Source organism: Marinobacter alkalisoli (genome assembly GCF_045449795.1).
Lineage (GTDB): Bacteria > Pseudomonadota > Gammaproteobacteria > Pseudomonadales > Oleiphilaceae > Marinobacter.
This window is the reverse complement of record NZ_JBJJLB010000016.1, coordinates 397,726-413,010: the sequence shown is the minus strand read 5'-3', so window position 1 is coordinate 413,010 and position 15,285 is coordinate 397,726. Positions and strand designations below refer to the sequence as shown.

General features: G+C 56.7%; 12 protein-coding genes. 7 read left to right on the top strand and 5 right to left on the bottom strand.

Translation table 11 applies throughout. The features are described 5' to 3' along the window. Positions 1 to 211 precede the first annotated feature (211 nt). Positions 212 to 1,627, top strand: coding sequence for a TrkH family potassium uptake protein (locus ACJO3M_RS06465; RefSeq protein ID WP_407000550.1), 1,416 nt, complete (start codon positions 212 to 214; stop codon positions 1,625 to 1,627). Here the strand turns inward: ACJO3M_RS06465 and ACJO3M_RS06460 are convergent. The 3 genes from ACJO3M_RS06460 to ACJO3M_RS06450 all read right to left on the bottom strand — a co-directional run bounded on the left by ACJO3M_RS06460 (position 1,624) and on the right by ACJO3M_RS06450 (position 3,956). Then, complete coding sequence (locus tag ACJO3M_RS06460) at positions 1,624 to 1,974, bottom strand: PilZ domain-containing protein (protein ID WP_407000549.1); 351 nt, start codon at positions 1,972 to 1,974, stop codon at positions 1,624 to 1,626. The two genes, ACJO3M_RS06465 and ACJO3M_RS06460, sit on opposite strands and share 4 nt — an antisense overlap. A 105-nt stretch (positions 1,975 to 2,079) precedes the next feature. After that, entirely contained in the window at positions 2,080 to 2,742 is a 663-nt protein-coding gene (locus tag ACJO3M_RS06455) for an alpha/beta hydrolase (protein ID WP_407000548.1), read from the bottom strand. 8 nt (positions 2,743 to 2,750) lie between these two features. Continuing rightward, positions 2,751 to 3,956, bottom strand: coding sequence for a 1-acyl-sn-glycerol-3-phosphate acyltransferase (locus ACJO3M_RS06450; protein ID WP_407000547.1), 1,206 nt, complete (start codon positions 3,954 to 3,956; stop codon positions 2,751 to 2,753). Between the two features lie 170 nt (positions 3,957 to 4,126). On the opposite strand from ACJO3M_RS06450, the gene recQ reads away from it, so the two are divergent. Beyond that, the gene (gene recQ / locus ACJO3M_RS06445; protein WP_407000918.1) at positions 4,127 to 5,983 is read left to right on the top strand and encodes a DNA helicase RecQ; all 1,857 of its coding nucleotides are present in this window, start codon (positions 4,127 to 4,129) and stop codon (positions 5,981 to 5,983) included. A gap of 140 nt (positions 5,984 to 6,123) precedes the next feature. Then, complete coding sequence (locus tag ACJO3M_RS06440) at positions 6,124 to 7,077, top strand: transporter substrate-binding domain-containing protein (protein ID WP_407000546.1); 954 nt, start codon at positions 6,124 to 6,126, stop codon at positions 7,075 to 7,077. Here ACJO3M_RS06440 and ACJO3M_RS06435 read toward each other — a convergent pair. Beyond that, a complete protein-coding gene (locus tag ACJO3M_RS06435) occupies positions 7,074 to 8,960 on the bottom strand; it encodes a methyl-accepting chemotaxis protein (protein WP_407000545.1) in 1,887 nt (628 codons plus the stop codon). The genes ACJO3M_RS06440 and ACJO3M_RS06435 overlap by 4 nt on opposite strands. Before the next feature lie 171 nt (positions 8,961 to 9,131). On the opposite strand from ACJO3M_RS06435, the gene ACJO3M_RS06430 reads away from it, so the two are divergent. The 4 genes from ACJO3M_RS06430 to selD all read left to right on the top strand — a co-directional run bounded on the left by ACJO3M_RS06430 (position 9,132) and on the right by selD (position 14,217). Continuing rightward, entirely contained in the window at positions 9,132 to 10,652 is a 1,521-nt protein-coding gene (locus tag ACJO3M_RS06430) for a GNAT family N-acetyltransferase (protein ID WP_407000544.1), read from the top strand. A gap of 167 nt (positions 10,653 to 10,819) precedes the next feature. After that, positions 10,820 to 11,218 carry a hypothetical protein gene (locus tag ACJO3M_RS06425; protein WP_407000543.1) on the top strand — a complete coding sequence of 133 codons (399 nt, stop codon included), beginning with the start codon at positions 10,820 to 10,822 and terminating at the stop codon, positions 11,216 to 11,218. Between the two features lie 45 nt (positions 11,219 to 11,263). Further along, complete coding sequence (locus tag ACJO3M_RS06420) at positions 11,264 to 11,941, top strand: helix-hairpin-helix domain-containing protein (RefSeq protein ID WP_407000542.1); 678 nt, start codon at positions 11,264 to 11,266, stop codon at positions 11,939 to 11,941. Continuing rightward, positions 11,941 to 14,217 (top strand): selenide, water dikinase SelD, encoded by a 2,277-nt coding sequence (gene selD / locus ACJO3M_RS06415; RefSeq protein WP_407000541.1) that lies wholly within the window; start codon positions 11,941 to 11,943, stop codon positions 14,215 to 14,217. The genes ACJO3M_RS06420 and selD overlap by 1 nt, the downstream gene beginning before the upstream one ends. Here selD and senB read toward each other — a convergent pair. Further along, positions 14,201 to 15,184: a selenoneine biosynthesis selenosugar synthase SenB gene (gene senB, locus ACJO3M_RS06410; RefSeq protein WP_407000540.1), complete on the bottom strand. Its 984-nt coding sequence runs from the start codon at positions 15,182 to 15,184 to the stop codon at positions 14,201 to 14,203. The two genes, selD and senB, sit on opposite strands and share 17 nt — an antisense overlap. Positions 15,185 to 15,285: the final 101 nt, after the last annotated feature.

Below are 15,285 nucleotides of genomic sequence, written 5' to 3'. Positions count from 1 at the left end.
AAATTGCACTACACCAACGATTTAATCCAGCACAAGGATCCGGATTTACCCGATATTTACAGTGATTTAATTCCCCGTTCACGCGCGTGGCAAGGGCCGGAGTTGCCTTGCGAAAGCGGCAGGCCGCATGTATTCTGACGCCGTCTCTCTGTTCGGCCAACTTGAGCTTCCTTTGAGAAACCTGAACCCTGTAATCTTCATTGTTAGCGTCATGTTTGTACTTTTGAGTATTTTCATGACGTTACCGGTAATACTTCTATCAGGCTCTGAAGCGCCCAATGCCATGGCGTTTGCGGAATCTGCCGCTATTGTATGCAGTATCGGGGTTTTCGGGATTGTGGCCACCTACCGGAAACCGCGGGACCTTAAGCCCCGCTTCATGTTTGTACTGACGGTTTCAAGCTGGCTCATTATTGCCCTCCTCTCTTCACTGCCGTTCTACCTGAGTGATAACGGTATCTCCATGACGGACGCCCTGTTCGAGGGGACTTCCGGCATTACCACCACCGGCGCAACGGTACTGACAGGCCTGGATACCATGGACCGGGATCTTCTGCTGTGGCGCTCCATCCTGCAATGGATCGGAGGCATCGGAATCATCGGCATGTTCGTTGCCGTACTGCCGTTCCTGCGGGTAGGCGGGATGCGCCTGTTTGCCACGGAATCCTCGGAGTGGACCGACAAGGCCCTGCCCCGCATGAAGACGCTGAGCCGCGGCCTGCTGCTTGTGTACGTGATATTTTCGGTAATCGCCGTGGTGACCTACTGGCTATCAGGCATGTCACTGTTTGATGCCTTTAACCATGGCCTCACCAGCATAGCGACCGGTGGCTTCTCGACGTCGGATTCGTCCATGGGCAAATTCGACTCCGACCTGATTCTGCTCCAGGGCAGCCTGTTCATGATGATTGGCAGTATGCCGTTCTTCCTTTTTGTCCGGGAAATGCACGGACAGCACGGTGTGCTTTTCCGGGATCAGCAGGTACGACTGTTTGTCACCATCCTGCTGGTGATCCCGGCCTTGCTGACTCTTTATCGCTGGCATGTCTCGGTCGGGGACTTCGACCCCATCCACGGCTATGTCGCCACGCTGTTCAACGTTACGTCTGTGGTAACCACCACCGGATACGCCTCCGAAGACTATTCCGCCTGGGGGCCCCTGGCGTTTGTGCTGTTCTTCTTCCTGATGTTTGTCGGCGGCTGTTCCGGGTCGACCGCTGGTGGCATGAAAATTTTCCGTTTCCAGCTGTCGCTGATTGTGCTGCGGGAACAGCTCATGCGCTTGTTGCATCCACGTGCGGTACTGACCAGGAACTACAATGGCCGCGCCGTCAGTGATGAAATCATCTCATCAATGATTGCCTATACCTTCATTTTCCTGCTTTGCCTGCTTGTCATTACGGTGGCGCTGGCAGCGCTGCAACTGGACTTCATTACCAGCCTTTCCGGGGCTCTCACGGCCCTGACCAACGTTGGCCCCGGCCTGGGCGCAATCATTGGCCCGGCAGGGACATTTGAGCCCCTGCCGGATGCAGCCAAATGGATACTGTCGGTGGGTATGCTGATGGGGCGCCTGGAAATCCTCAGCGTAGTGATTGTGCTATCACCCGCGTTCTGGCGCAGTTAAAAAGAGGCCCGGCGTATCGGGGGGAAATAACTGACGTTGTGATGGTGATTCTGCAACCAGGACAGCAATGCCGAAATTGTAACCCCGTCGTTCTCCACACCCTTGAAATCCACACCCAGACCCCGGTCCGATTTGCGAACCACCAGACCTCTTAACTTCAGGAATGAGTTTTCGTACTTGTCGGGAAAGCGGAACTCCAGTTCCAGGGTCTGGTTGAGTTGAACGTCCGTGTAGCTGGTCGCAATAAACAGGCCGCGCTCACTGGCATCACGAATCTGCCCCGTGGCCACCGGCATGTTGCGCTTGTAGAGCAGAAGCCCCAGTTTCCCGGTTATACGTTTGCTCAAACGGTACTCCATGAAACCTCCTCGAGCCGACAGGCAAAAGCCATGGGTAGGACAGTTATTCATGGAATGATATCCCGGATTTGTCAAATTATCTTTTGACGCTGATCAAAAATTGACCTTCTCTGACAGGAACCGGCCGATGTCCTGAATTTCCTCCAGGCAGACGCTGTGCTCCATCGGATACGTTTCATAACGGGGGTTGTAGCCCATGGCACGAAGCTTTTCCGTGCTTTTCTGCCCCAGGGATTCCGGTACAACGGGATCAAACGTGCCGTGATAGGTATTGATTGAAATATTCCGGTTCGCTTCTGACGGTTTGATGGTCTCAGCCGTGGCAAAGTAGGTCGATAGCGCCAGCAGCCCAGCCAGTGGCTTGGGATAGGTCAGGCCCACTTCATACGCTACTGCCCCACCCTGCGAGAAACCGGCGATGACGATGTTTTCGCTGGGGATGCCGCGCTCAATCTCCCGGTCCACCATACGCGCAACCGCATCAGCGGAAGCCAGCAACTGCTCGGTGTCGATAACGCGATCGACATCCATGGCCTTGATGTCGTACCAGGCGGGCATGCTCATACCACCATTAACGGTGACCGGCATGACCGGTGCGTGGGGAAACAGAAAGCGCACGGCAGCGTTAGCGGGCAATCCCAGCTCCGGGACCACCGGTTCAAAGTCGTGGCCGCTCGCACCCAGTCCGTGCAGCCAGATAACGGCAGCGGTCGGGTTGGGGTTGGTTTCCAGTTCGATATACTCAAGTTCCTGCACAAAATACCTCAATCGTCGGTGCCGGGTTCGGAAGCGTCGGGATCATTCGCCTGTAAGGCGGTGACCACCGGATTGGCATACATATCCAGCAAATAAGGACGGATGGCCTCGTCACAGCTTTCCAGTCGCCGCTCCATTTCAGCCTCGGCGGCTTCGAGTTCTGCGGGTGACCAGGTTTCTGCGGTCACCACGGAATCACTCACGGTATCCGGCGTGGTGTGCGCCTGCGGGTGGATACCCCGTTGCCGGTACGCTACCAGATTGGAAGCATGCAGGTGATAGTTGGCATGCATTTCCCGGTCAATGCGGGCGGAGAGATCCTTGGGGTTACCGGGAGCGTCGGCGATCGGCGTGCCAAAATGCACATGTACATGGCCCTTGAATCCCGTCAGGCCTTTCATGATCTGATCCGTGTCCTCGCCAGCGGTCTTGGTGTAGCTTCCGGTGCGGGCGCGGGTTTCCAGCTCGCGGGCCTTGTCAGCGTCACAGGGATCGTACTCATAAGCGATAGAGACCGGAACGATATGAAGCCTGTTCATGGCTTCAGCGAAATCCAGTCCGCTCTTTTTCTTGCTCATGTAGAACATTTTGATGATAGCCGGATCCGTAAAATCCAGGCCATCCTTCGCACGGCCTTCCCGTTGGGCAATCCAGATGCTGTGGTTGGTATCAATGCTGTGATTGATAAAGCTGGACAGCGTGATGTAGGCGTCCCGCATTTCGCGGGGGCTGGTGATGTTCCGGCGTACCACGAAGCTCTTGTTCAGGCGCATCATCTCGGCGAATACCCGGTTTGCAAGCAGGTTGTCACCAATCGCAATGCGGGTCGTATTAAAGCCGTTGGCGAACAACAGGTAATTCACCACCATGGGATCAAACACGATGTCCCGATGGTTGGATATAAACAGGTGCGCGGAATGCTTGTTGAGATTTTCAAGGCCGCTCTGGGTCACCCGGGTGGTGGTGTGGTCCACCAGATCCCCTGCGTACTCCGACACCTTGGCCTGAAGGTCGTCGACCCGATCCAGGTGACCAAAGTTCTTCACCAGCCAGCGTCTGATCCAGATGCGCACTACCCCTGGTGCCCAGCGCGCCAGTGTGGGGGATTTGAAGCGGGCGATCATGTCCAGAAATTCCGGATCATTCACCAGGCGCTTGATAGCGGCACCGGTTTCGTCGTCCGAATAGGGACGGATGGCATCAAATTCCTGCATGGAGTTCCTGTTGTTTTCAGAGTCAGTCATTGGCGGTGATGACGATAAAAATCGCGGTATTGTAGCGTTAATCAAGGTGTTTTGCCTCTACTGTGCCCGCGAATCTGGTATGATTTCGACCCTTGAACAACATGACACCGACCATTCCCGCATCCTGGCACCGGCAATCCATGGACTTTGATCAGCTGAGCACAGAACGCCCGACCCTCTCCCGGAAAGACCCCGAACAGGTCCTGCATGAGGTTTTTGGTTACGAAACCTTCCGCCCCCTGCAGGGGGACATCATCCACGAAGTGGTCAATGGCGGGGACGCCCTGGTCCTGATGCCGACCGGCGGGGGTAAATCCCTGTGCTATCAGGTGCCGGCACTGGTACGCCCCGGTACCGCCGTGGTCATCTCTCCGCTGATAGCGTTGATGCAGGACCAGGTGGCAGCCCTGAACGAACTGGGTGTGCGTGCCGCGTTTCTGAATTCAACGATGGATTTCGCCCAGGCCAGGGATACTGAAAACGCGCTGATGACCGGTGAACTGGATCTGCTTTATTGCGCACCGGAGCGTTTGATACAGCCACGGACCATCGATCTTCTCCACAACGCGTCGATTTCCCTGTTTGCCATCGACGAAGCCCACTGCGTATCCCAGTGGGGGCATGACTTCCGCTCCGATTACCTGGAGCTGAGCCTGCTGGCGGAGCAGTTCCCGGGGATTCCCCGAATTGCGCTGACCGCGACGGCGGATGAACGGACCCGAAAGGAAATCGCAGAACGTCTGTCACTGACCCACGCCCGTCACTTCGTGAGTGGCTTCGATCGCCCGAATATTCAGTATCGAATTTCACCAAAAACAAATGCAAACAAGCAGTTGCTGGACTTTATTAAAGCTGAACATGATGGCGATTGTGGCATCGTCTATTGCCTGTCCCGTAACAAGGTGGATGCCACCGCGCGTATGCTGGCGGATAAGGGGTACACCGCTCTCCCCTACCACGCCGGGTTAAGCGGTCCGGAGCGCGCCCGCAATCAGGAGCGCTTTCTGCGGGAAGATGGCGTCATTGTCGTCGCCACCATCGCATTCGGCATGGGCATCGATAAGCCGGACGTGCGCTTTGTTGCCCACCTCGATCTTCCCAAGAGCCTGGAAGCCTATTATCAGGAAACCGGGCGTGCAGGGCGCGATGGCAAACCCTCTACCGCCTGGATGGTCTACGGCCTGCAGGATGTGATCAAGCTTCGGCAGATGCTGGAAGCGTCGATGGGGAACGACCATTTCAAACGGGTCGAGCGACAAAAACTCGATGCCATGCTCGGGCTGTGTGAAGTCACCAGCTGCCGTCGGCAGGTTCTGCTGCGGTATTTTGGAGACGTGCTTGAAGAACCCTGCGGGAACTGCGATACCTGCCTGAACCCGCCGGATACCTGGGACGGCACCATAGCGGTTCAGAAAGCATTGTCCTGCGTGTTCAGGACAGGCCAGCGTTATGGCGTCACCTACCTGATTGACGTGCTGAGGGGCTCCGAAAACGAGCGTATCCGCCAGTTTGGCCATGACAAGGTCTCGACCTATGGCATTGGCACGGAACTATCCGTCAGTGAATGGAAATCGGTGTTTCGGCAGCTGGTTGCCAATGGCTATCTCCGGGCTGATCCGGAAGGCTACGGCTCTCTCCAGCTCACGGAACAATGCCGCCCTCTTCTGAAAGGCAAAGAGCCGATTCAGTTGCGTAAGGATCCCGCACCGGTCAAGTCGTCCGGTCGCGCCAGCTCGGGCAGCGCTCGCGCAAAAATAAGCGATCAGATTACCGACCAGGCTGGATGGGATGCATTAAGAGCCTGCCGCAAGACGCTGGCAGAACAGCAGGGCGTCCCGCCTTATGTGATATTCCATGACACCACTCTGTTCGACATGCTGGAGCGGCGACCCGCAAGCCTCTCCGAGCTGGCCGAAGTCAACGGTGTGGGGGCCGCCAAGCTGGAAAAATACGGCGAGATCTTCCTGCAGACCCTGAGTGAGCTCAGCCAGGGCTGACCGCCCCGATGTTCTCATACAGTTTCGCGTAAGATTCTTTTACAGTTTTTTAGAATCAAGTACAGCCTTGCCAGTCGGTTTTGCTCTAAACTGGTTGCGAACCTACTTTCCCGCAACACGGACGCACGGAGAGAGACTGAATGGCAAGCAGCACCCGACAGCCTCCAACAAGGAGATTTCAGCCACTGAGGCTTGTACTCGGGGTGCTTCTGATTGCCCTCACCTTGACCACCCAGAGCCTGGCAGAGATCCGCAATGCCGCCTACGAGCCCCCGATGGAAAGGGAGTACAAACTCTGGTACCGGAACTACGACAACCCGGCGATTCGCGAACTGCTGGAGCTGGCTCTTAATAAAACCCCGGAGTACGGGGATTTCCGGATCATCCGCAGCGAAGAAATGGGCCAGGGCCGGGTGTTGAGAGAGTTGTCCCGCGCCCGCACCAGCCTGATAGACATTGCCAACGTTGCCAGCAGCAGTCAGCGGGAATCGGAACTCCTGGCGATTCCCATCCCGATTGACGGCGGCCTGCTGGGGTTCCGGGTTTGCGTGGTACTGCCCCACTCCCTGCCGTTGTTTGAAGGGGTCAATTCGATTGACGATCTGAAGGAGCGGGGCATTCGTATCGGTCAGGGAATGCACTGGCCGGACACTGACATCCTTGAGGCGAACGACATTTCGGTGGTCACCCACACCCGCTACGAAATCCTCTTTCGGATGTTGCGTAATGACCGGTTTGACTGTTTTGCCCGTGGGGTCAGCGAAGTCATGTTTGACCTGGAAATCGAGGACGATCCGAATCTGGTCATTGAGCCCTCGCTGATGCTCGCCTATCCCATGCCTTCTTACTTCTTTACTGCACCGCACGACTATCTGACGGCTCACCGCGTTCAACTGGGTATGGAGCGGGCTATTCTGGATGGCAGCTTTGCCCGGTACCTGGCGGATTACTATAGCAAGCCGATTGAAAAGCTGGCGCTGGATCGCCGCAAGGTGATTGTGCTCAGGAATCCCTTCCTGAGCGAGGAATCACGAATGGTGGGGCGTCACACCCTGGACAACCTCCACCGTCGTCTTAAAGTTCTGAGCCGTTAGACCCGGAACCGGGACACGTTCTGGCTCAGTGTATTGCCAATGGATTCGATCTGGCCGCTGTATACATCGTTTTCACTGGCGGCGGTGGCGGCTTCCTGCCCCTGGTCCGCAATGCGGGTGATAGAGGAATTCAGCTCTTCGGTCACCGACGTCTGTTCTTCCGAGGCCGTGGCGATCTGCGACGTCATCTGGCTGATCGACGTAATCGCCTCGGCGATCCGGTTCAGCGCTTCCATCGCGTCCTGGGCTTTTTCCATGCTGACATTGGAAACCGCGGTGGATGCTTTCATGACATCAACGGCGTTGTTGGCGCCTTTCTGCAGCCGCTCGATCATGTTGTTAATTTCTTCCGTGCTGTCCTGGGTCCGGCTGGCGAGGTTCCGGACCTCATCCGCCACCACGGCGAATCCCCGTCCTGCGTCACCCGCACGCGCAGCCTCAATGGCGGCATTCAGGGCAAGCAGGTTGGTTTGCTCGGCAATACCCTGAATGACTTCCAGCACCGAGGTGATATCGCTGACATCCCGCCCCAGGGTGTCGATCACCTCAGCGGCAGAGGCAATTTCCCGCGACAACTTCTGCACCGCGTCCCGGGAAGCCTCAACCGTTTCCAGTGAGGCACGGCTGTCGCTATCCGCCGTGTTGGCGGCGTCAGCGGTCTGCTGGGCAGACTGGGCAATTTCACCGGCCGCGGCAGACATTTCATTGATCGCCGTTGCCACCATGTCGATCTCACCCTGCTGACTTTCCACGCTGCTGCGACTGGTGCTGGCCGTCTGGCGCAGGGATGTCACGTTGTTCTTGAGCTCACTGGTGCCCTTCTGGACATCACGGACCACATTCTGAATGTTGCCGACAAAACTGTTAAAGCTGCGGGCCAGAAGACCAAACTCATCCTTTGCGCTGTCATCCAGTCTCTGGGTCAGGTCGGCATCACCGCTGGCGATGTCCTCCATGGCCCGGTTCAGCCGGTGAACTGGCGCCATCAACACGCGAACGCCGAAGTGCAGCACCAGCAATGAAATCACCAGGCCAGCCAGTGCGATGATAATACCTGTCACCCGGGCTGCTGCCACAGGCTCATGGATCATGTCTTCGTTTACGAAAGTCCCGAGGTACCAGTCAACGCCCCGCGCACCGCTGATGGCATGAAAGCTGGCGCTCCAGTTCTCGTCGTTCACTTCATAATTGTGTTCGTTGCCGTCCAGGTTCGGGGACTGGCCGATCAGGTTTTTGATGCTCTCACCGATCAGTTCCTCGTTTGGATGGAACAGCACCGTGCCGTCGGCGCTGATCAGAGAGGCGTATCCGGTACCCGCAAGCGTGACCTCGGAAAGAGTTTCTTCTACGGTCTTAAGAGCGATATCACCGCCGACAACCCCCCGGTAGCTACCGGATTTAACCGGCGCCAGCGTAGTAATAATCGTATTGCCGGTAATCACATCCCTGTACGGCTCGGTGAATGAAGCGCGGCCCAGGTCCATTGCAATCTGGTACCAGGGGCGGGTTCTGGGGTCAAAGTCGGACGGCAGGCCGGCGCTGTCCTTCTCGGTTTTCATCAGCATGTAACCGTCTTCGCGGCCGACATAGACGTCCTTGAAACCACCACCTGTGGTGGTGGATTGCAGTAGCACCCTTGCCTGCCGGTCGGTGCGCATGTCTTCCATGGACTTGGCGACAGCCTCTGTCATAGTCAGCCGGGTGTTGAGCCAATCGGCGATACTTGACGTACTTTGCGCCACTGCATCGTCAATCAAGGCGTCCACATAGGTTTCGGTGGTGTCCTGCAGCCGGACGTTTCCGGACCAGGTGAAAGCGACCATCACCAGAATGAGCAGGACGCCGAAAGCGGCGAGCAGTTTTTGACCAAACGTCAGTTGCACGGATAAATCTCCAAAGGAAGTGGCTGAGGCGTTATTCAGGGGTTCTTAAGTCTTTCGGCGGGAAATGCGAAGTCTTTAATGCCTTCTGATAAAATCACTTGAATAGCTTGGTTTATTGTAAGCAGAGCTTGAGCTAAATTCCTTTAATAAATGTAACGGGAGCCTCCCTGTATGGCCCACGAAGAGCTGCACCTTAACCTCCGCAATCTCACCCTGGATGATTACGAAGAGCTCCAGCAGCTGATGGATCGGATTTACGATGATATCGGCGGGGCCTGGCCAAGGGAGACCATCAAGGCGCTGGTGGAGCAATTCCCCGACGGGCAGATCTGCATTGAGGATTCCGGGGAGCTGATCGCAGTGGCGCTCACGGTGTGCGTAAAGTATGAGCGTTTCAGTAACCCCCACACCTACGACGACCTCATCCTCCGGAACGAAAAGATCTGGCACAACCCGAAGGGCGATTCCCTGTATGGCCTGGATGTGTTTATTCATCCGGATTACCGCGGTTACCGGCTCGGCCGGCGTCTATACGAAGCCCGCAAGGAACTTTGCAGGTCCATGAACCTGCGCGCCATTCTGGCTGGCGGCCGGATTCCCAGTTACTACAAGTACGCCGATCAGTACTCCCCTGAGGAATACATTCAGCGGGTGGACCGCAAGGAAATCTTCGATCCGATCCTCACCTTCCAGCTCTCCAATGATTTCCAGGTTACCCGGCTGATGCACAAATACCTGCCGGAAGACGAAAAGTCCCTGGGATACGCCACCCTGCTAGAATGGCGGAACATTCTTTATACGCCTCCTTCGGCGGTACTGAACGTCAAGAAAACCCAGGTTCGCCTGGGCGCCGTGCAATGGCAGATGCGTGAGTTCACTTCCGTTGAAGAAGTGCTCAAGCAGGTGGAGTACTTCGTTGACGCGTTGTCTGATTACAAAAGTGATATCGCGCTGTTTCCCGAGTTCTTCAACGCGCCATTGATGGGGCTGACGGATCAGATGGACCAGACCAGGGCGATCCGGTTCCTGGCCGGATTTACCGAGCAGTTCCGCAATGAAATGTCCGAAATGGCGGTGAGTTACAACATCAACATCGTGACCGGCTCCATGCCGCTGCTGGAGAATGACCGGGTTTATAACGTGTCCTACCTGTGCCATCGGGACGGACGGGTTGATGAGCAACGGAAAATCCACATTACACCCCACGAACGCCGTGACTGGGTCATTGAAGGTGGGAACCAGTTCGAGGTATTTGATACCGACGCTGGTCGTGTCGCCATCATGATCTGTTATGACATCGAATTCCCGGAGCTGGGACGCATCGCCGCCAGTCAGGATGTCGATATCATCTGCGTGCCCTTCTGGACCGATACCAAGAATGGCTATCTGAGGGTTCGCCATTGTGCCCAGGCGCGAGCCATTGAGAACGAATGCTACGTTGTCATCACCGGCAGCGTTGGCAACCTGCCCAAGGTGGAGAACCTGGACGTCCAATATGCCCAGTCATCCGTATTCTCACCCTCTGACTTTGCGTTTCCCCACGATGCGGTAATGGCGGAAACCACGCCAAACACGGAAATGATCATGTTTTCCGATATGGACCTGGAGAAGCTCAAACTGGTTCGCAATGAGGGCTCGGTCACCAACCTCAAGGACCGGCGTACAGATATGTATGACATTAAAACCCGTTGATTTGGCCCGGATAGACTCCTCAGGCAGTTGATGAACTGCCTGAGGGGGTTATCGTATAACGCTGACGCCGTTGCCAAATCTGTCAAGTGTGGCTATTGTTTAATCATTCAACTACGGTTTATTTATACCGGATGCGGTCCGGACCCGGAAAATCCGAGAGCTTTTTCATGAACGAAGCGCTACCAGATCTGATTGCTCGCTTTCGCATCAAGCGCGGCCTGTTTCGCAAGGAAACGGTTGAAGCATCGATATTCGAGCTTGATAACTACGGTTGTGTGATGAAAACCGACAAGGTGTTTAACCCGGGCGATACCGTCATCCTGGACCTGATCATGGACATGCCGTTCGAGAACATCGAGGCGGAAGGCATATCAGGGCTCGTCACAGAACGCAGAAAACACTGCAGCAACTTCTTCTATGCCATTGATTTCATAGAACTTGACGGCACCAACTCTTCCCCGGTAGCCGACAAGCTCCGGCGCATTCGGGATGTGGTCATTAAAAAGCAGTCCCTGAAATCACGACGTTCCTCCGGGCCAGCTTCAGGTTTACAGCAAACGGCCTGACCAAGCACGACCTCACTTCGTTCAAACCGTAAGGAGACAGCCTTCATGGCCAAAAAAGCCAACAAACCAAGCGTGGATAAAATTGTCAAAAAGGTGAACAAGGAATTCGATAAAACGTCTTCCCAGATTGAAAGCCTGATCAATGATGCTCTCAAGCAGTTTGATAGCCTTCAGAATCAGATTCAGGATCCGGTACGCAAGTTACTGAAAGAAGTGGATGAACTTCGCGATCGGGAAATGAAGCGTTTCAATGAGGAATTCGAACGTAGACTGAAGGAATTCCATGAATTGCAGAACAGCATTCTTGATCGCCTGGGTATTGCCAGCAAGGAAGTCAGCGAGGAAGTAAAGAAAACCGCTGATACGGCATCCGCTAAGGTTAGCGCGGCCAAACCTAAAAAGGCAGCTGCAAAGCCGGCCGCCAAGAGTCCAGCCAAGAAAGCCCCCGCGAAATCGGCGACCAAGGCCAAGACCAAAACTCCTGCAAAGAAGGCTCCGGCCAAAAAGGCACCTGCCAAAAAGGCGGCCAAGCCAGCAGACAAAAACGATCTGACGCGCGTCAAAGGAGTAGGCCCGGCGACAGCCAAGAAAATGCAGGATGCGGGTATTACCTCCATCGAGCAGATCGCCACGCCCTCCGATGCGGATAAGGAAAAGCTGCAGGCCTTCTCAACAATGAAAGGGTTCGCAACGCTGTCTGACGAAGCCAAGAAAGTTCTCTGATGCGAACGCCTGAGCAGCCTGTATTACGGGATATTGTCCTGATTGGCGGCGGGCACAGTCACGTTGGGGTTCTTAAGCGGTTCGCCATGAATCCTGTACCGGGTGTCCGGTTGACGCTGATTTGCCGCGACACCCATACCCCCTACTCCGGCATGCTGCCGGGGTACGTGGCTGGGCATTACTCCTACGACGACGTCCACATCGACCTGAGCCGGCTGGCTGAATATGCCGGCGCCCGCTTCTATCGCGACGAAGCCATTGGCCTCGACAGGGATCGAAAGCGGGTCATCTGTAAGACCCGACCGGACGTGCCCTACGATCTCCTGTCCATCAATATCGGCTCATCTCCCCGGGTTGAAGATGTGTTGGGTGCTGCCGAACATGCGGTACCCGTTAAACCGATTAACGGTTTCAACAGTCGCTGGCTGGCGCTGCTGTCACGCCTGGAGAACCATCAGGGGCCGATGACCGTTGCGGTGGTCGGTGCCGGCGCCGGTGGCGTGGAGCTGACGCTGGCCATGCAGTTCCGCCTGCGGAACGAACTGAAACAGCGCGGGCTTGATCCGGATCAGTTGCACTTTCATCTGTTTGATGCAGAGAGCCAGATCCTGCCGACCCATAACGCCAGGGTGCGCGCGGTATTCGCCGAAAAACTCAGCAGCCGCGGGGTGAAGGTCCATCTGGGAACCGCTGTCTCCGAGGTGGAAGCCGGACGACTTCAAACCGCGAATGGCGACACGTTCGATGTTGATGAAGTGTTGTGGGTCACCCGCGCCGGAGGTCCCGCCTGGTTGAAAGACACCGGCCTGGCGCTCGACGACGGCGGTTTCATACGGGTCAGGGATACCCTGCAAACGGAAACCGACGACGCCATCCTAGCCGCCGGTGATATCGCCAATGTGGTCAATCATCCCCGGGAAAAGGCGGGCGTGTTTGCTGTCCGTCAGGGCCCTCCCCTGGCAGATAACCTCAAACGTCTGGCTACGGGCAAGTCCGCGAAGGATTTTCATCCCCAGAAGAAATGGCTGGCGCTGATCAGCACCGGTGACAAGTTTGCCGTCGCCTCCCGGGGTGATATGTCGTTCGCGGGTTCCTGGGTGTGGCGCTGGAAGGACTGGATCGACCGGCGTTTCATGGACAAGTTCAGTGATCTGCCGCCCATGGAAGACACTGGCAAGTTACCGGATACAGCCGCCGCCCAGAGCGCTGAGGAAGCCTCTCAGGCCATTTCTGCTGTCGCCATGCGCTGCGGTGGTTGTGGCGCCAAAGTTGGCAGCACGGTGCTGTCACGGGCCCTTGGTGAGCTGAAGCCCATCGAGCGGGATGACATCATTATTGGCCTGCACGCGCCCGACGATGCGGCCGTGCTCAGGGTGCCACCGGGAAAGGCCGTGGTTCACACCGTCGACTTCTTCCGCGCATTCATTGATGACCCGTACATCTTTGGTCAGGTTGCGGCGAACCACAGCCTTGGTGATGTCTTCGCCATGGGCGCCGAAGCGCAGAGCGCCACCGCCGTTGCAACCGTGCCCTATGGCATTGAGTCCAAGGTTGAAGATGTGGTGTACCAGATGATGTCCGGTGCCGTTGAAGTGTTAAACGATGCCGGCTGCGCCCTGGTGGGCGGCCACACCGGTGAAGGCCGGGAGCTGGCCCTGGGGTTTGCTGTCAACGGCCTGATCGACCCGGACGAAGTCATGAGTAAAGGCGGTCTCAAGGCCGGGGATGCGCTGATCCTCACCAAGCCCATTGGTACCGGAACCCTGTTTGCCGCCCATGCGAAACTCGCCGCGAAAGGACGCTGGATCGATTCGGCGCTGGCCTCCATGGTCCAGTCCAACAAGAGTGCGGCCCAGTGTTTGCGGAAGTACGGGGCCAAAGCCTGTACAGACGTAACCGGTTTTGGCCTGCTTGGCCACCTGGTGGAGATGACGCGGCCCTCGGGTGTCGATGCGGAACTGGACCTGTCCGCCATTCCGGTGTTGCCCGGCGCCGAGGAAACGGCCGCGGCCGGTATCCTGAGTTCATTGCAACCGGCCAACATCCGCCTGCGCCGGGGTATTCGTGATCAGGACAAATGGGTAAAGCACCCGCGTTATCCGCTGATCTTTGATCCCCAGACCGCCGGAGGGCTACTCGCCAGCGTGCCGGCGGACGTAGCCGACGACTGCGTGCGGGAACTCAAGGCTATGGGTTATCCCCATACCGCGATCATCGGCAGGGTGACTCCCCAGGACGAAAGCGGTCCCATAGAACCGATCAGCCTTCGGGACTGATCCTCTGCCTGCTGTTGGCGATGGCCTGCTCTATCGCCAACAGCAAGGACGTCTGTTCCACTTCCGGAACGAAACTACCCGCCAGAGCTTCCACGTGGCGGCGCAATTGCGACAGGTAGTCCGGTGACGTCTCCGCCCGTGACATCAACTGCGCCAGGTGTTGTTCGTCCTTTACCCGAAAACAGCCAGGATAGTCGTTCCCCAGAAGTCCCCGGTTTCCGGGAATATCCGAAGCCAGTATGGGCAGGCCCGCCCGGCACGCTTCCGAGACCACGTTGGCGCCGCCCTCCATCACCGAACTGATGACCATCAACCGTGACCGGGCCATCAGCGCGTCCGTTGCGGGCTTGTCCAGTTCTCCCAGCCACTGAAAACGGGGGTTCCGGGCCTGCTCGGCTTCAGCCATGCGTTGCCAACGCTCTGTGTGGGGCTTACCGGCATTGAACACCCGTATCCGGGAGTTCTCGGGCAGGTAATGGCAGGCCAGCGCCGCCCTAAGAGGATCCTTCTCGTCCCGCAAATGGCCAACCACGCAGATATCAAAGTGGCCATCATCAGCTTCGGCCGGTGTAATCAGCCCAGCAGACTGCAACACCGTGACCAGTTTCGACCGGAAAACGTCCGGGATGTCGTCGGCCACTTGATGGTGCAGACCAATGAGCGCGTCCGCCAGTGCCATCGACTGCCGGGTGTCCTGTGGAAATACGTGTTGATGGTGATAGATATCGGTGCCGGTCAGCACAGTGATTACGGGCGCTTCTGGATGGTCCCGGCAAAACTCGCGGATGGCTTGATGACTGCGCCAGGCGTGGAGTGCAATGAACACATCACAGGGATCCGGGGATAGTTCCGTGACCAGAGACACCCGATGACCGGCGTTCTGCAATAATCTTGACCAACGCTCCGCCGTGGCCCGGTTGCCGGCCCGTGAACCAGGTGGTGCAGGTGTCAGAATCTGGATATGCATTGTACAACCTTCTGCCTGATCATATTCTTGTTGGCGTTCCTGATCCGCAAGCGCTGACCCGATTTAGCCGCTCAATCGTATTGCAGTTCATGCCGGAGGTA

Coding starts and splice junctions, on each gene's coding strand:
- ACJO3M_RS06465 (WP_407000550.1), top strand. CDS start 212: ATGTTTGTACTTTTGAGTATTTTCATGACGTTACCGGTAATACTTCTA.
- ACJO3M_RS06450 (WP_407000547.1), bottom strand. CDS start 3,956: ATGCAGGAATTTGATGCCATCCGTCCCTATTCGGACGACGAAACCGGT.
- recQ (WP_407000918.1), top strand. CDS start 4,127: ATGGACTTTGATCAGCTGAGCACAGAACGCCCGACCCTCTCCCGGAAA.
- ACJO3M_RS06440 (WP_407000546.1), top strand. CDS start 6,124: ATGGCAAGCAGCACCCGACAGCCTCCAACAAGGAGATTTCAGCCACTG.
- ACJO3M_RS06430 (WP_407000544.1), top strand. CDS start 9,132: ATGGCCCACGAAGAGCTGCACCTTAACCTCCGCAATCTCACCCTGGAT.
- ACJO3M_RS06425 (WP_407000543.1), top strand. CDS start 10,820: ATGAACGAAGCGCTACCAGATCTGATTGCTCGCTTTCGCATCAAGCGC.
- ACJO3M_RS06420 (WP_407000542.1), top strand. CDS start 11,264: ATGGCCAAAAAAGCCAACAAACCAAGCGTGGATAAAATTGTCAAAAAG.
- selD (WP_407000541.1), top strand. CDS start 11,941: ATGCGAACGCCTGAGCAGCCTGTATTACGGGATATTGTCCTGATTGGC.
- senB (WP_407000540.1), bottom strand. CDS start 15,184: ATGCATATCCAGATTCTGACACCTGCACCACCTGGTTCACGGGCCGGC.